General features: G+C 66.3%; 16 protein-coding genes. 9 read left to right on the top strand and 7 right to left on the bottom strand.

All coding sequences use genetic code 11. The features are described from left to right. Positions 1-147: 147 nt before the first annotated feature. Positions 148-1,206, top strand: coding sequence for an ABC transporter permease (locus QO259_RS13200; RefSeq protein WP_285950301.1), 1,059 nt, complete (start codon positions 148-150; stop codon positions 1,204-1,206). Next, the gene (locus tag QO259_RS13205) at positions 1,203-1,991 is read left to right on the top strand and encodes an ATP-binding cassette domain-containing protein (RefSeq protein ID WP_207032363.1); all 789 of its coding nucleotides are present in this window, start codon (positions 1,203-1,205) and stop codon (positions 1,989-1,991) included. Before QO259_RS13200 ends, QO259_RS13205 begins: the two co-directional genes overlap by 4 nt. 132 nt (positions 1,992-2,123) lie before the next feature. Here the strand turns inward: QO259_RS13205 and QO259_RS13210 are convergent, their stop codons facing one another. Together QO259_RS13210 and QO259_RS13215 are read right to left on the bottom strand one after the other, a co-directional pair. Further along, entirely contained in the window at positions 2,124-2,615 is a 492-nt protein-coding gene (locus QO259_RS13210; RefSeq protein WP_207032364.1) for a GNAT family N-acetyltransferase, read from the bottom strand. Between the two features lie 65 nt (positions 2,616-2,680). Further along, on the bottom strand, positions 2,681-3,022 hold the full coding sequence (locus QO259_RS13215) for a zinc ribbon domain-containing protein YjdM (RefSeq protein WP_035474136.1): 342 nt from the start codon (positions 3,020-3,022) through the stop codon (positions 2,681-2,683). A 283-nt stretch (positions 3,023-3,305) separates the two neighbouring features. Between QO259_RS13215 and QO259_RS13220 the strand changes: the two genes are divergently transcribed. Further along, a complete protein-coding gene (locus QO259_RS13220; RefSeq protein ID WP_285950302.1) occupies positions 3,306-4,337 on the top strand; it encodes a histone deacetylase family protein in 1,032 nt (343 codons plus the stop codon). Positions 4,338-4,597: 260 nt separating this feature from the next. Here QO259_RS13220 and QO259_RS13225 read toward each other — a convergent pair whose 3' ends face one another. Next, positions 4,598-5,467 (bottom strand): ion transporter, encoded by an 870-nt coding sequence (locus tag QO259_RS13225; protein ID WP_285950303.1) that lies wholly within the window; start codon positions 5,465-5,467, stop codon positions 4,598-4,600. Positions 5,468-5,604: 137 nt separating this feature from the next. Further along, positions 5,605-6,318: a DUF3581 family protein gene (locus tag QO259_RS13230; protein ID WP_035474140.1), complete on the bottom strand. Its 714-nt coding sequence runs from the start codon at positions 6,316-6,318 to the stop codon at positions 5,605-5,607. Between the two features lie 284 nt (positions 6,319-6,602). Between QO259_RS13230 and QO259_RS13235 the strand changes: the two genes are divergently transcribed. Both QO259_RS13235 and QO259_RS13240 read left to right on the top strand, forming a co-directional pair. Continuing rightward, positions 6,603-7,106: a YchJ family protein gene (locus tag QO259_RS13235; protein WP_285950304.1), complete on the top strand. Its 504-nt coding sequence runs from the start codon at positions 6,603-6,605 to the stop codon at positions 7,104-7,106. A gap of 133 nt (positions 7,107-7,239) precedes the next feature. After that, the gene (locus QO259_RS13240) at positions 7,240-8,607 is read left to right on the top strand and encodes a mechanosensitive ion channel family protein (RefSeq protein ID WP_285950305.1); all 1,368 of its coding nucleotides are present in this window, start codon (positions 7,240-7,242) and stop codon (positions 8,605-8,607) included. Between the two features lie 6 nt (positions 8,608-8,613). Here the strand turns inward: QO259_RS13240 and pdxR are convergent, their stop codons facing one another. Continuing rightward, on the bottom strand, positions 8,614-10,119 hold the full coding sequence (gene pdxR / locus QO259_RS13245; RefSeq protein ID WP_285950306.1) for a MocR-like pyridoxine biosynthesis transcription factor PdxR: 1,506 nt from the start codon (positions 10,117-10,119) through the stop codon (positions 8,614-8,616). Between the two features lie 88 nt (positions 10,120-10,207). On the opposite strand from pdxR, the gene QO259_RS13250 reads away from it, so the two are divergent. The 4 genes from QO259_RS13250 to trhO all read left to right on the top strand — a co-directional run bounded on the left by QO259_RS13250 (position 10,208) and on the right by trhO (position 13,237). Continuing rightward, positions 10,208-10,678 carry a GNAT family N-acetyltransferase gene (locus QO259_RS13250; RefSeq protein ID WP_285950307.1) on the top strand — a complete coding sequence of 157 codons (471 nt, stop codon included), beginning with the start codon at positions 10,208-10,210 and terminating at the stop codon, positions 10,676-10,678. Between the two features lie 58 nt (positions 10,679-10,736). Beyond that, positions 10,737-11,495, top strand: coding sequence for a GNAT family N-acetyltransferase (locus tag QO259_RS13255; RefSeq protein WP_285950308.1), 759 nt, complete (start codon positions 10,737-10,739; stop codon positions 11,493-11,495). 117 nt (positions 11,496-11,612) lie between these two features. Further along, a complete protein-coding gene (locus QO259_RS13260) occupies positions 11,613-12,146 on the top strand; it encodes an FMN-binding negative transcriptional regulator (protein WP_285952779.1) in 534 nt (177 codons plus the stop codon). 149 nt (positions 12,147-12,295) lie between these two features. Beyond that, positions 12,296-13,237, top strand: a complete 942-nt coding sequence (gene trhO, locus QO259_RS13265) for an oxygen-dependent tRNA uridine(34) hydroxylase TrhO (protein WP_207032403.1) — start codon at positions 12,296-12,298, stop codon at positions 13,235-13,237. Positions 13,238-13,355: 118 nt separating this feature from the next. On the opposite strand, the gene QO259_RS13270 is transcribed toward trhO, so the two are convergent. Then, positions 13,356-13,793, bottom strand: coding sequence for an acetyltransferase (locus tag QO259_RS13270; protein WP_285950309.1), 438 nt, complete (start codon positions 13,791-13,793; stop codon positions 13,356-13,358). A 28-nt stretch (positions 13,794-13,821) separates the two neighbouring features. Further along, positions 13,822-14,439 (bottom strand): YrbL family protein, encoded by a 618-nt coding sequence (locus QO259_RS13275; protein ID WP_285950310.1) that lies wholly within the window; start codon positions 14,437-14,439, stop codon positions 13,822-13,824. Between the last annotated feature and the right edge of the window lies 1 nt (position 14,440).

Consider the following 14,440-nt stretch of genomic DNA (forward strand, 5'->3'; position numbering starts at 1 on the left):
TGGATAGCCATCGATCAGAACTCCCATGCGCCCAACGGGTAAGCGGTTGACCGTGATGACAACCGGTTCCATCAAATTTCGACACGCTACGCATCGATTCCAGTGGAGATGCGCGCGAATCCGCGCCCAGTCGCAAGGAGCAGCTATATGAGTAATGCATCCGGCTCGGCGCGGGCGGCGCCATCCGACGGCGCGGTACAGCCGTCCGATACGCATCGGCACACGCCCGCCCAGCGTCTTCAGCACTTCCTGCACGCCAACCCGGCGGCCGTACCGATGATCGTGGTGGCCGTCTCGGCCGTGGTGTTCGCCGCGCTCCTCGGCCCGAAGTTCTACTCGGCATTCACCCTGACCCTGATCCTCCAGCAGGTGGCCATCACCGGCATCGTCAGCGCCGGCCAGACGCTGATCATCCTCACCGCCGGCATCGATCTGTCGGTGGGGGCGATCATGGTGCTGAGCTCGGTGGTCATGGGCCAGTTCGCCATGCACTACGGCGTACCGGGGTTCGTCGCGGTGCTCGCCGGGCTGGCGACCGGCGGGCTCTGCGGTTTGGTCAATGGGCTACTGGTCGCCCGGGTGAAGCTGCCCCCCTTTATCGTCACGCTGGGGACCTGGTCGATCTTCGGCGCGATCACCTTCATCTATTCAGGCAACGAGACGGTGCGCAGCCAGGACATCGACCAGACCGCGCCCATCCTGCATCTCTTCGGTAACACCTTCCATATCGGTCATGCCGTCTTCACCTACGGCGTGATTCTCATGCTCGTGATCTCCGCCCTGCTGTGGTACGCGCTCAACAAGACCGCCTGGGGGCGGCATGTCTACGCCGTCGGCGACGACAAGCACGCAGCCATGCTGGCGGGCATTCGTACCGGGCGGGTGCTGGTGTCGGTATATGTGGTCACCGGGCTGATCTGCGCCCTGGCCGGCTGGGCCCTGATCGGGCGTATCGGCTCGGTATCGCCGCAGGCGGGCCAACTGGAGAACATCAATGCCATCACCGCCGTGGTGATCGGCGGTACTTCGCTGTTCGGCGGGCGTGGGTCGATTCTGGGCACCCTGTTCGGCGCGCTGATCGTCGGCGTGTTTTCCCTCGGGCTGCGGCTGCTCGGCACCGACCCGCAGTGGACACAGCTCACCGTCGGGGCGCTCATCATCATCGCGGTCGCAACCGACCAATGGATTCGGAAGGCTTCAGCATGACGACGACAACCCAACCCATCCTCTCAGCCCGCGGTCTGACCAAGCGCTACGGCCCGGTCACCGCGCTTGACCACAGCGATTTCGATCTCTATCCCGGCGAAGTCCTCGCCGTCATCGGCGATAACGGCGCCGGCAAATCGACGCTGATCAAGGCGCTCTCCGGCGCGGTCATCCCCGATTCGGGCGACATTCGGCTCGACGGCCAGCCGGTGCAGTTCGCCACGCCGATACAAGCTCGCGACGCCGGTATCGAGACCGTCTACCAGACGCTGGCGCTGTCACCGGCACTGTCGATCGCCGACAACCTGTTTCTGGGTCGAGAAATTCGCCGCAAGGGCGTGCTCGGCAAGGTATTGCGCATGCTCGATCGCCAGGCGATGGAAACATTCGCCCGCGACAAGCTCGCGGAGCTGGGTCTGCTGACCATTCAGAACATCGGCCAGGCGGTGGAGACGCTATCCGGTGGGCAGCGTCAGGGCGTGGCGGTCGCGCGCGCCGCGGCGTTCGCGGCCAAGGTGATCATCATGGACGAGCCCACCGCCGCGCTGGGCGTCAAGGAGTCGAACCGCGTGCTGGATCTGATCCGCGAGGTCAAAGCGCGCGGTCTACCGATCGTCCTGATCTCCCACAACATGCCGCATGTCTTCGAGGTGGCCGACCGGATCCATATCCACCGGCTCGGCCGGCGTATCGCGGTGGTCGACCCCAAGGCGATCTCGCCCTCGGACGCCGTGGCCATCATGACCGGCGCCAAGGCACCGCCGGAGGCGGGGCTGGCGGCCTGAGAGGGTATCGGTCAGATCGGGCGGCGCGATGGCGGCGGCAAATCGAGCCGGCCGTCACGCGACTCGTCCACGCTTCACGTACACGCTCCACGTCCACGCGCGACAGCCACGCATGAGGGTCATGCGCGGCGTTCATGCCCCACAATCACGCCACATCAGGGTGACCCGCTCGCCGCGGTAGTCGAGTTCTTCCTGCGTCTGCCAGCCCAGGCGGGCATAGAGCGCCTGCTGGTCGGGCGTATACAGATAGCAGCCGGGGCAGCCGCCCACGCGCGCCTCTTCGGCCACGCGCTCGACCAGCGCCGAGGCGATTCCCCGCCCGCGCCACGCCGGCGGCACGAACACCGAGGCCAGCCACGGTGTCAGCTCGGGACGCGAGTCCAGATCGCTCTCGGTGAGACTGGCCGTACCCACCGGAATCTCACGTCCCGCCTCCTCGGCGATGGCGACGAACACCGAGGGCACGCCCTGCTCACCGCACTGCCGGCGCAGGTGATCACGCCACTGCGGCCAGCTCTCTTCGGGATAGAGCGCGCCCCAGGCGGCGTAGGTCCAGCGCGCCAGCGTATCGAGATGGGGAGAATCCGGGCGTAGGCGCCGCAGTTCGGGCAGTGGCTGAGACATCCTCGACTCCTGGTGGCGTGGGATGTCCGACCTTAGCACGGCCAGCTCCGGCGGCTGGCCTCGGCTCATGCCTTTTTGACGAATTCCGACTTGAGCTTCATGGCGCCGATACCCTCGATCTTGCAGTCGATATCGTGGTCGCCGTCGACCAGGCGGATGCTCTTGACCTTGGTGCCCACTTTCACCACCAGCGAGGAGCCCTTGACCTTGAGATCCTTGATCACGGTGACGCTGTCGCCGTCGGCCAGCGGCGTGCCGTTGGCATCCACGATCGCGGGCGTGTCGCTGGTGCTCTCCTCTTCGGCCTCACCGGACCATTCGTGACCGCACTCGGGGCAGACGTAGAGGCGCATGTCGGCGTAGGTATAGATCGAGGCGCACTGCGGGCAGGGGGGCAACTGACTCATATCGAGATCCATGGCGATGGCGACGCCCTCATGACATCCAGGTAGAGGACATCGAGGTAGGCGTGCGCAGGGGCGGTCTTGCTGTTGGAGGCGCGATTGTAATCCCCGCTCATGCCCCTGCCCAGCGCCGCAGGCCGGCAGCGACGCTTTGTCGCGCGCCCGGATCGGTGTCAGCGAGCCGCACGGCGAGGCCTGCCCGGGTTATGCTGGGCGCACCGGTCGCGCGCGACCGGTATCCCTTTTTCGGCGTCTGCCGTGTCTTCACCCGCCCACAGGAGTCCCTATGCTGACCTTCCATACCGCCGATACCCAGCTCCGCCATCCCCGCAGCGAACTGCACGGCGGCCAGCTGGTGACGCCCTTCGAGTGTCCCGAACGGGTGGAGATCATTCTCGCGCGGATTCATGCGGCGGCCCTGGGTGAGGTACGTGAGCCCGAGCGCCGCGGGCTCGACGGCGTGCTCGAGATCCATGACAGCGCTTATGTCGAGTTCCTGGAAACCCTCTGGGAGAACTGGCAGGCCGAAGGCCACGGCGGCGAGCCGATCCCCAGTATCTGGCCGGCGCGCACGCTGCGCGGCGACCGTATTCCCGAGAATCTCGAAGGCCGTCTCGGCTACTACGCGCTGGCGGCGGAAACTTCGGTCTGCGCCGGTACCTTCCGCGCCGCGCTGGCGAGCAAGGACATCGCGCTGGCCGCCACCGACCAGGTGCTGGCCCACGGCGGTGGCGCCTTCGGGCTGTGCCGCCCACCCGGCCACCACGCCGCCCGCGATCAGTTCGGCGGCTACTGCTTCTTCAACAATGCCGCGATCGCCGCTCAGCACGCCCGTGACCAAGGTGTCGCGCGGGTCGCCATTCTCGATGTCGACTTCCATCACGGCAACGGCACTCAGGAGATCTTCTACGACCGGGACGACGTGCTGTTCGCCTCGATCCACGGCGACCCGGCGCTGGAGTTCCCCTACTACCTGGGCTATGCCGACGAGACCGGCAGCGGCCGCGGCGAGGGCTTCACTCTCAACTACCCGCTGGCGCCGGGCACCGACTACCCGCGCTGGCGCCAGGCGCTGGAAGACGCCCTGGCGCGCATTCAGGCGTTCGGCGCCGAGCTGCTGATCGTCTCCCTGGGGGTCGATACCTTCGCCCAGGACCCGATCAGTTCGTTCACCCTCGCAAGCGAGGACTTCAGCGACTACGGCGGCCTGCTCAAGCGCGCCGGCCTGCCCACGGTATTCCTGCTCGAAGGTGGCTACGCGGTGGAAGAGATCGGGGTCAACGTGGTCAATGTGCTCAGCGGCTTCGACGCTGGCTGATACGTCGTCCTGAGGTGCCCCATTCAAGGCTGATGGCCCCCCTTTCAGGCATAAAACTTTCAGGCATAAAAAAAACCCGCGCAAGAGGGGGGATGCGCGGGCGAGGCGGGGTGTTACCTAGGAGATGCGTCTCAGACGCGACTCGAACGACTGCTAATAGGACGACGATTACCGAGTAATTCGCAATCGATGCTCTATTCAACGAGGAATAGATTAGCACCCTTATATTTCACGCGCAATACAACACCCGCATATCGCGGTCATCGCTGCTGAGGCCCTTGGGCCGGGTCCTCCTCTGAAGGCGAGTCGTCCGCTGGCCGAGCGTCATGCGAAGATCCAGCAGGCGTCTCGGAAGGCACATGCCTGGCCTCCAGCTCCTGGCGATGCGTGCGCAGCTCGCCGCGCAGCGCCTCGATCTCGGCCTGTAGCTCACTGACCTGTTCGATCATGTGACGCATCATGCGCCGGTTGGCCTTGTGCTGGCGCGACTCCGATTCGCCCTGATCCTCGACGAACAGCGAGCTGACATAGGCCGCGAAGCTACCGAACAGCCCTACCCCACAGACCATCAGCAGCACCGCAACGACACGCCCCAGGGTGGTCACCGGATAGTAGTCGCCATAGCCGACGGTGGTCACCGTGACGATCGCCCACCACAGCGCATCCTCGGCGGTGTTGATCGGGCTGTGCGGATCGGGGGCCTCGACCAGCAGTACGGTCACCGCACTCACCACCACCAGCAGGACGGTCGCGGTGGCGACGGAGGCGAGCACCCCTTCGGCGCGGTTGCGAAACAGCAGTTGCCAGATCAGCTCCATCGAACGCAGCGCGCGCAGAATGCGCAACACCTGTACGACCCGCGCCAGGCGCGCGGCCTGGAACCAACCGGCCGGGATGCATGAAAGCAGATCGAGCCAGCCCCAGCGCATATAGCGCCACTTGTTCGGTGCACGGTGGAAGCGCAGACAGAAATCGATGAAGAAGACGGCGCAGACGACATAGTCGAGGTAGCCAATCAGCCGCTCGATCTCCGGTGGCAGGGTCAGGAAGGCGCTCGCGAACAGTGCCGCGAGCACGTAGAACGACATCGCCAGCACGAAGAGCTGGAAGGGAGAGACGTGCTGTTTCATGGATCATCCGCTGACGATGACGATGACGATGGAAATGTCAGCGCCGCGAGCGCGTCAGCCGACGCCGAGCGGCTCGCGCCCAAGCCGCGCAGGCTGGCACCGAAGCCGGGCAGGCACGCTCGGGCCACGCTCACCCGTCAGGCGGAGCAGGGGTTGGCGGCCTTGAGCTGGGTGAAGTTGGTGACGAAGGTCTCCATCTTCTCCGCGTCGTAGGCCTGCAAGCCGCTGATCACCAGCTTCTTGGAGCCGGTACCCACCGCACGCCCCTGGCAGCGCATGCGGAACTCGAGCAGCGCCTCGCCGCGCTTGCCCTTGACGTCGAGCTCGGCCCCGGCGAACTCGAGATCGAGGTCACAGGGGTCATGGTCTTCGAGGCTGAAGCCCATGCTGTCGTAGATCACCAGCGGGCGCTGGGGGTTGAACATGACGCCCTTGTCTTCGAGCAGCGGCTTCAGATAGTGAGGGAAATTGCGCCCGGAAAACGCCACGTAACGCCGGGTAAACGTCTCCACCGTAGCCGGGTCGCGCAGCGTCCAGCCCTCGCGCTCGACGCGCAGGTACTGCTTGCCGGCAGCGTCCTCGACGCTCACCGTGCCGGCACCATCCTCGACGAAGTGCAGCGGCACGCGGTCGCCGACCATGCCACAGAAGTGGAAGGTCATCCGCTGCGACAGCCCGTAGTGCGACAGTACCAGCGCGAACAGTAGATCGCCGGGCACGCAGAAGCGCCGCGCACAGGGGTCGTGGATCGGATTGTAATCGCCGGCGATTTCGCGGGCGAACCGGCTGGCCTGCTCCGCAGAGATGCAAAAGTGGCCGGCGTCGGTAGAATGAAACTCGTCGAGAAACATGGGCAATCGACCTACACGTCGAGTGACTGGCTCCGGAGCATTGATCAAGACGCGCTTTTTACCACAAGCCATCTCCAAGTTCAGCGCCGCATTAACGTTTTGCGACAAATAATAGCTCAGGGTCCGGCGAGATTCCCATCGCGGCCACGACATCGTGTCGTTAGCGCAGCAAGAGACGCCGCAGCGAACGATGTTGGCGAAGGCCTTCGGCGCGCGCCGCGAGAGCTCTGCGCCCAGTCACGACAGCCCCCGGATTCGATCACCGCGCCCACCAGGATGCCGCCATGCCCCAGACCACGCCGCCCGCGACGTTTCCCTGCCCCTGCGGCAGTGGCCTCGGCTATGCCGACTGCTGCCAGCCGCATCATCGCGGTGAGACGCTGCCGGCCACGCCCGAGGCATTGATGCGTTCGCGTTATTCGGCTTTTGCAATCGGCAACCTCGGACACTATCTGTATCACACCTGGGACCCGGATACCCGTGACACTCTGACACCCGAGCTGCTCGACCAGCGCGACTGCGACTGGCTGGGCTTGGAGATCCTTGAGAGCAGTACCCGCGGCAGCCAGGGCACGGTCACCTTCAAGGCGCACTACCGGCCCTTGAACGCGATATCCGGCGCTTCGGCGTCGGTGCTTCATGAGCGCTCGCGCTTCCGTCGTCGCCAGGGGCGCTGGCGCTACCTGGACGGCGAGATCGACCCCGTCGCCGCGGGCAACGCCCCCCAGCGCAACGCCCCCTGCCCCTGTGGCAGCGGCAAGAAGGCCAAGCGCTGCTGTCACCCCTGAGCCGAGATGCGGAAGGCGCACGCTGGCAGGCGCGCCCGTGCGGAACTAGGCTGCTTACTCGATACGCGCCGCCGTTCCCCCTCGCCCCCATGGGGCCCAGGACGGCAGACACGATGGCAGATACCGCAGGCAGATGAAGACTCTGGACGACGCGACGCAGACACTCTCGACACAGGCACTCTCTACGCAAACCCTGGTCCACCTGCAGCAGCGCCTGAGCGACTGGCTCGGCCTGCCCGGGTGGATCCTGCTGCCGATCGCCATCGTGCTGCTCGCCGCAGTCGCCGACCTGGTGCTCTACTTCGTTCTCGGCCGACTGGAGCAGCGTCTGGTGCGCTCGCCGCGGCGCTGGGACGACCCTTTCCTGCACGCCCTGCGCCTGCCGCTGCGCTGGTGGATCTGGATCAGCGCACTGATGATCGGCACCGGAGTGATCGGCGCGCATCTCGGGGTCACCGCACTCACCGGCTTCCTGTTCAAGAGCGGCGCCCTGATCACCCTGCTGCTGCTGGCCTGGAGCGGCATCCGCCTGATCCGGCGACTCGAACAGCGCCTGGTGTTTCCGCCGGTCAACTGCCGGGCGCGGCCGGTGGATCAAACCTCGGCATCGGCACTGACCAAGATCGTCGGCGCGGTACTGATCGTCACCCTGATCCTGATCGGGCTGCAGATACTCGGTGTGTCGATGTCGAGCATCCTTGCCATGGGCGGCTTCGGCGGTCTGGTGATCGGCTTCGCCGCGCGCGACGTCATGGCCAACTTCTTCGGCGGCATGGTGGTCCATCTGGACAAGCCGTTCGTGGTCGGCGACTGGATTCGCTCCCCCGACCGCGAGATCGAGGGCATGGTCGAGGATATCGGCTGGCGCCTGACCACCATCCGCACCTTCGCCGGACCACCGCTCTACGTGCCCAATGCCTGGTTCAGCCAGATCTCGGTGGAAACCCCCACGCGCATGGTCAACCGCCGGCTGTGGGAGACCGTGGGCCTGCGCTATCAGGATGCCGGCGCCATCGAAGCGATCACTGGCGATATCCGCCAGCTGCTCAAGCACCACGACGAGATCGACCAGGACGAACTGATCACGGTCAACTTCACCACCTTCGGTCAGTACGCGCTGGAGATCATGCTCTATGCCTTCACCCGCGAGACCGACTGGCAGCGCTTCCACGAGATCAAGCAGGAGATCCTGCTCAAGGTGCGCGACATCATCGAGAAGCATGGCGCCGAGCTGGCCCTGCCCGCCTCCCGGCTCTACCTGCCCGAGGGCGTCGGCATACGTCGCGACGGTGACGCCGAGCCGGGGTCGGCCGCGCACGGTGGCGACCAGGCGGACAGCGCAGCCGGTGGCGAGACGCATGGTGAAGAAACACATCGCAAAGAGACACGGGGCGAAGAAACACGTGGCATAGAGAAGGATCGTGACACCCGCGCTCGTCGCACCCGTGCTCGCCCCGGGCCGAGCGAGGATGACGCCGGCACGGGCGATGCCGATGCCTGAACCGGCTCAGTCCGCCCCGCGCAGGGCCAACCAGCGCCGCGCCAGCCATCCGCCCGCCCGCGCGATCTCCGCCGGCGTCGCCCCGGCATAGCCGAGTACCAGCCCGGCCTGCACGGGCGCACGCAGATAGTATTGCGATAGCGGCGAAAGCAGAATATCCGCCGCCGCGGCCTGCTCGACCAGCGTGCGCTCCTCATCGAGGGTGTCGAGCCGTGCCACCAGGTGCATGCCCGCCTGCCCCGCCGACAGCACCAGCCCACGCGCCACCGCCGGCGCCAACGCCTCGCGCAGCGCGGCCTGGCGCTGGCGATAGCATTCGCGCATCTGTGCCACGTGGCGCGCGAAGTGCCCCTCGCCGATGAAGTCGGCCAGCGCCGCCTGAACCAGGTACTGCCCTTCCCGGTGCAGGCGCGCGTTGGCGCGTCGGAACGGCTCGACCAGCGCCTCCGGCAGCACCAGATAGCCCAGGCGCAGCCCCGGATAGAGCACCTTGCTGAAGGTGCCCACATAGATCACCGGAGCCTCCTCGATCAGCCCCTGCAGCGAGGCGATCGGCGCGCTGGCATAGCGGAACTCGCTGTCGTAGTCATCCTCGATGATCCACGCCCGGTGGCGCCGGGCCAGGGCCAGCAGCGCCATGCGCCGGGCCAACGGCAGCGTCACCCCGCAGGGGTACTGGTGAGACGGCGTGACATAGATCAGCCGCGGCGCCGGCGTGTCCGCCGCCAGCGCCGCCACGTTCATCCCTTCGGCGTCCACCGGTACCGGTTCGAGCGCGAGCCCGGCCGAGACGAAGCAGGATTGCGCACCGCCGTAGCCGGGCTCCTCCATCCACAGCGTATCGCCGACATCCGCCAGCAGCCTGGCCACCAGCTCGAAGCCCTGCTGGGCGCCCTGGGTGATCAGAATCTGCCCCGGGTGACAGCGCACCGAGCGCGACAGCCGCAGGTAATCGCACAGCGCCTCGCGCAGCGCACTCACCCCGCCCTGGCTCTGGTAGTCGAACCACGCCATCGGCGCACGCTGCTGGTGGCGCCGCAGCAGCCGCTGCCAGCGCTCCCGCGGGAAGCGATCCAGCGCCGGAACACCGGGCGCGAAGGCGCTATGGCGGCCGCTCAGGGTGCGTTCGAAATCGAGAATGCGTGTGCCACGCTCGGAGAGTGGCGGCAGCACGTCGCTCCCGCCACGTGGGGCCGGCGGCGGCGGTTGCCACTCGGCGACGAACACCCCCGAGCCCGGTCGCGCCTGGAGAAATCCCTCGGCCACGAGTCGCTCCACCGCCCCCAGCACCGTGTTGCGTCCGATCCCCAGCGCCGCGGCCAGCCGCCGGGATGCCGGTAACTGGCTACCCGTCGCCAGCGCCCCGCTCTGGATCGATTCGCGCAGCGCCGCATAGAGCCGCTGGCCCAGCGTGAGGGAAGCGTTGGGGGAATCGTTATGAGACGCCGATGCGGCGAGCTTCAAGCCGATCGCTTCGATGATCCACAGCTGATGCGCCTGGGATGCCGACACTGGTTCCCCCAATATGGTGATAACTGGCTCTTACCGGGGAACCACTATGCCGCCACACTGACCCCAAGTCACTGCCCCGGAGCCCAGCATGCCAACGTTCGATCTCGCGACCCCGATTCGCCTCGCCACCGCCGCGGATATCCCCGAGCTGACACCGCTGGTCGACGCCTACCGGCGCTTCTATCGACAGCCCGGAGACCTGGAGGGTGCGCGTGCCTTTCTTACCCAGCGCTTCGCCAACGGCGACGCCCATCTGCTGCTGGCGTTGGATGCCCAGGGCAGCGCCCACGGCTTCGTGCAGCTGTTTCCGGTGCCCTCGACCACCAGCCTGGCGGTGCGCTGGATCCTCAACGATCTGTTCGTCGCCCCCGAGGCGCGCGGCCAGGGCATGGGCAGCGATCTGCTGCGGGCGGCGCGCCAGCTCGCCCGCGACCACGGCGTGCCCCAGTTGATGCTGCGGACCCAGGTCGAGAACCACACCGCGCAGTCGCGCTATCAGGCCCTCGGCTGGCAGCGCGACGAGGCCTTCTTCACCTATTTGTTGAATACGGACTGTTGAATAACGAACTGTTGAATGCGGACTGCTGACCACCGCTCCACTACCGAAGGGCCCCCCGATGCCACCCTCCTGCACCGAGAACCGCCACGGCCAGCCGATTGGTCTGCCGGTGGCCGCCTGGCAACCTGCGCATCGCCCAGACCATAGCGTGCTGACGGGGCGCTACTGCCGGCTCGAGCCGCTCGACGCGCCCCGCCACGCGGCCTCGCTGTGGCAGGCGTGGCGCCATCCCGATCCGGCCCTCACCGATGACCGCGAGGGCGAAGCGCGCTGGACCTATCTCGGCGGCCGCCCGTTCGCCGACGAGGCCGGCTGCCGCCGCTGGCTGCAGACCATGAGCGCGGGCCAGGACCCCTGGTGCTACGCGATCATCGATCCCCAGGATGACCAGGCCGTGGGCATGGCCACCTATCTCAACATCGTGCCCGACGACGGCCGGATCGAGATCGGCCATCTCAACTTCTCGCCGCGCATGGCCCGCAGCCGGCTCTCCAGCGAAGCGCTGATGCTGCTGATGGCGCACAGCTTCGCCCTGGGGTATCGGCGCCTCGAGTGGAAGTGCGACGCGCTCAACGCCCTCTCGCGCCGGGCGGCCGAACGCCTCGGTTTGCGCTTCGAAGGCGTCTTCCGCCAGCACCGGGTGGTCCAGGGGCGTAACCGCGATACCGCCTGGTTCTCGGTGATCGATGATGAGTGGCCCGCGCTTCACGCCGCGCACCAGCAGTGGCTCGCCCCGGATAACTTCACCCCGGCGGGGGCCCAGCGCCAGCCATTGACGCGTTTCCGAGCGCCACTCGACGTCTCGGCAAGGGCCTGAGCATGCACCGACCGCCGCCCTTTCGACTCGACGACAGCACCGCGCTGGACGCCATGGCACGCGCCCCCCTTCGCCACCCTGATCACCCAGGATGCCGACGGCTGGCTGGCCGATCACCTGCCGCTGCTGCGGTTAGCCGAGCGCGAGGGTGCACCCCTGGGTGTGCTGCGTGGCCACGTCGCGCGCGCCAACCCGCTGGTCGCTGGCGCCGCGCACCGCCCGGCACTGGCAATCTTCCATGGCCCCCAGGCCTATATCACCCCCAGTTGGTATCCCGCCAAGCGTGAGCACGGCCGCGTAGTGCCGACCTGGAACTATCAGGTCGTCCACGCCCACGGCACGCTACGCCTGATCGACGACGCGAGCTGGCTGCGTGACACCGTGGCCGCCTTGACCGACCACTTCGAAAAGGATCGCGCCCGCCCCTGGTCGATCGAGGACGCACCAGCAGGCTTCATCGACGGCCTGTGCCGCGGCATCGTCGGCGTCGAGCTGGTGATCGAGCGGCTCGACGGCCAGCACAAGGCGAGCCAGCACAAATCCGATGCCGAACGCGTGGCGATCCAGCGCGGCCTGGTCGACGAGCGCGGCTTCGACGAGGCCACGGCGCGCTGCCTGAGTGGATGGAGAGAGACCGATGAACGCCACTGATCAGCGCCCGGCCCCCCGCACCGCTGGACCTCGCCGGTCAGCGGCGTAAAATGCGCGGCGTTCATTCCGGTGTCGCGCTTGCCCGCCATCCGCGCCCCCCTTCACGACCCGGTCCGCCCTTTACGTGGGCGACTACCAGGAGTTATGGCATGTCCTCTACCGATCAACCGATCGTGGTCGCGGCGTTGTATCGCTTCGTCACGCTCGACGACTTCGAAGCCCTGCGCGAACCGCTGCTCGAAGAGATGCAGCGTCTCGACGTCAAGGGCACCCTGCTGCTCGCTGCCGAAGGCATCAACGGCACAGTCTCCGGCAGCCGTGCCGGGATCGATGCGCTGCTCGCCTGGCTCAAGCGCGACCCGCGCCTGACGGCGCTGGAGCACAAGGAGTCCTACTGCGACGAGCAGCCCTTCTACCGCACCAAGGTCAAGCTCAAGCGCGAGATCGTCACCCTGGGCGTGGATGGCGTCGATCCCAACGCACGTGTCGGCACCTATGTCGAACCGGAAGCGTGGAATGCGCTGATCGACGACCCCGAGGTACTGGTGATCGATACGCGCAACGACTACGAAGTGGCGATCGGTAGCTTCGAGGGCGCGGTGGACCCGCAGACCAAGTCGTTCCGTGAGTTCCCCGACTATGTGCGTCAGCACTACGACCCCAGCCGGCACAAGAAAGTCGCGATGTTCTGCACCGGCGGTATCCGCTGCGAGAAGGCGTCGAGCTTCATGCTGGGTGAAGGTTTCGAGGAGGTGTTCCACCTCAAGGGCGGAATTCTCAACTACCTGGAGAAGGTGCCGGAGGCCGACACGCGCTGGCGCGGCGACTGCTTCGTGTTCGACAACCGGGTCACGGTGCGCCACGACCTGAGCGAGGGCGAGTATGCCCAGTGCCACGCCTGCCGCATGCCGATCTCCGCCGAGGATCAGGCCTCCGAGCACTATGTGCCGGGCATCAGCTGCCCGCACTGCTGGGATTCACTGCCCGAGAAGACCCGAGCCGGCGCGCGCGAGCGCCAGCGCCAGATCGAACTGGCCAAGGCGCGCAACGAGCCGCACCCCATCGGCCGCGACCCGCGCCAGCCGAGCTGAGCCGCTCCGACCAGCGAGACGCAAAACGCCCTCCACTCGGAGGGCGTTTTATCGGGCGGCCGATGCCATATCGTCGAGCCTATACGCTGCCCATGGCTGAGATGTCCTGCACGCTGAATCAGGCGTTCAATTGCAGATGCAGTAGCGGATAGGGCTTACCCTGACCATCCAACGGTGAACGGCCGCCTATGCCGAAGCCCCGAGCTCGATAGAAGCTCAGCGCCGCGTGGTTCTGCTCATTGACGTCTACAGCCGTCGCGCCCTGCTGATCGATCGCATGCTTCAGCAGCAGCGTCCCCACGCCTTGGCCCCGGCAGTCCGGCGCAATGAACAACATCTCGACATTGGCATCAGCCACACCCACAAAACCGACGATGTCATCTTCGTCACGGCAGGCTACCGTCAAGCACACCGCGTCAAAATATTGATTCAAAATCAATGGCTTCAGCGCCTGCAAATCTTGCTCGGCCAAGAAGTCATGGGTCGCCCGCACCGACGCCTCCCATAGCTCGATAAGGCGCGGATAGTCAGCGACATTCGCGGTTCTCAAACGCATCGTCGATATTCCAGAAACTCGTCGGACCCTAAGGCAGGCTCGCCAGCAGCGCGTCCCGCTGCGCCCGGGCAATGAAACCGTACTCGTGCAGCCGGTGATAGAAACGACGGATACGGCGGTCGACCTTCTGCCGCGCGAACCACGGCCAGATATTGGCCAGCGGCATGAAGTCGGGGTTGGAGACACCGTCGATCAGCCACAGCCGAATACTGCCGTCGGCGCGCCGCTGGCACACCACGTTACGGTCGTTGATATCAGAGGGTACGATCCAGTTGTCACGCAGATAGTGATAGAGCCGTTCGAGCTCGTCGACGAAGGCCTGGGTGGAGAGCCAGTCGGCGTCGCCATGCTGCTGGAACTGGCGGATATTGAGCGACAGCGAGCCATCGGCATCGGTGACCAGGCCGAAGACCAGCCCCTCGCCGAGATCGGTGGTGACCGTGCCGAAGTACTCCGGCACGTAGCGCCAGTCGCGAACGCCGCGCCGCTTGAGCCCCTCGAAGTAGCTCTTCTCGCGCTCGTTCTGCTGGCTACCGCGATCGGGGAAGCGCGGTACCTTGATGCAGCGTCCGGCCTCGGCGGGGTGCCGATAGACCGCCCGGTCGTTGCCGTGGGCAAGTTCAGGGGTGAGGGAGAGAGAAACCATG

The sequence above is a fragment of the Salinicola sp. JS01 genome (assembly GCF_030284585.1).
Classification (GTDB): Bacteria; Pseudomonadota; Gammaproteobacteria; order Pseudomonadales; family Halomonadaceae; genus Salinicola.

Coding starts and splice junctions, on each gene's coding strand:
- QO259_RS13270 (WP_285950309.1), bottom strand. CDS start 13,793: ATGCGTTTGAGAACCGCGAATGTCGCTGACTATCCGCGCCTTATCGAG.
- QO259_RS13210 (WP_207032364.1), bottom strand. CDS start 2,615: ATGTCTCAGCCACTGCCCGAACTGCGGCGCCTACGCCCGGATTCTCCC.
- QO259_RS13225 (WP_285950303.1), bottom strand. CDS start 5,467: ATGAAACAGCACGTCTCTCCCTTCCAGCTCTTCGTGCTGGCGATGTCG.
- QO259_RS13205 (WP_207032363.1), top strand. CDS start 1,203: ATGACGACGACAACCCAACCCATCCTCTCAGCCCGCGGTCTGACCAAG.
- QO259_RS13255 (WP_285950308.1), top strand. CDS start 10,737: ATGCCACCCTCCTGCACCGAGAACCGCCACGGCCAGCCGATTGGTCTG.
- QO259_RS13250 (WP_285950307.1), top strand. CDS start 10,208: ATGCCAACGTTCGATCTCGCGACCCCGATTCGCCTCGCCACCGCCGCG.
- QO259_RS13215 (WP_035474136.1), bottom strand. CDS start 3,022: ATGAGTCAGTTGCCCCCCTGCCCGCAGTGCGCCTCGATCTATACCTAC.
- QO259_RS13220 (WP_285950302.1), top strand. CDS start 3,306: ATGCTGACCTTCCATACCGCCGATACCCAGCTCCGCCATCCCCGCAGC.
- QO259_RS13275 (WP_285950310.1), bottom strand. CDS start 14,439: ATGGTTTCTCTCTCCCTCACCCCTGAACTTGCCCACGGCAACGACCGG.
- QO259_RS13240 (WP_285950305.1), top strand. CDS start 7,240: ATGAAGACTCTGGACGACGCGACGCAGACACTCTCGACACAGGCACTC.
- QO259_RS13200 (WP_285950301.1), top strand. CDS start 148: ATGAGTAATGCATCCGGCTCGGCGCGGGCGGCGCCATCCGACGGCGCG.
- QO259_RS13230 (WP_035474140.1), bottom strand. CDS start 6,318: ATGTTTCTCGACGAGTTTCATTCTACCGACGCCGGCCACTTTTGCATC.
- QO259_RS13235 (WP_285950304.1), top strand. CDS start 6,603: ATGCCCCAGACCACGCCGCCCGCGACGTTTCCCTGCCCCTGCGGCAGT.
- trhO (WP_207032403.1), top strand. CDS start 12,296: ATGTCCTCTACCGATCAACCGATCGTGGTCGCGGCGTTGTATCGCTTC.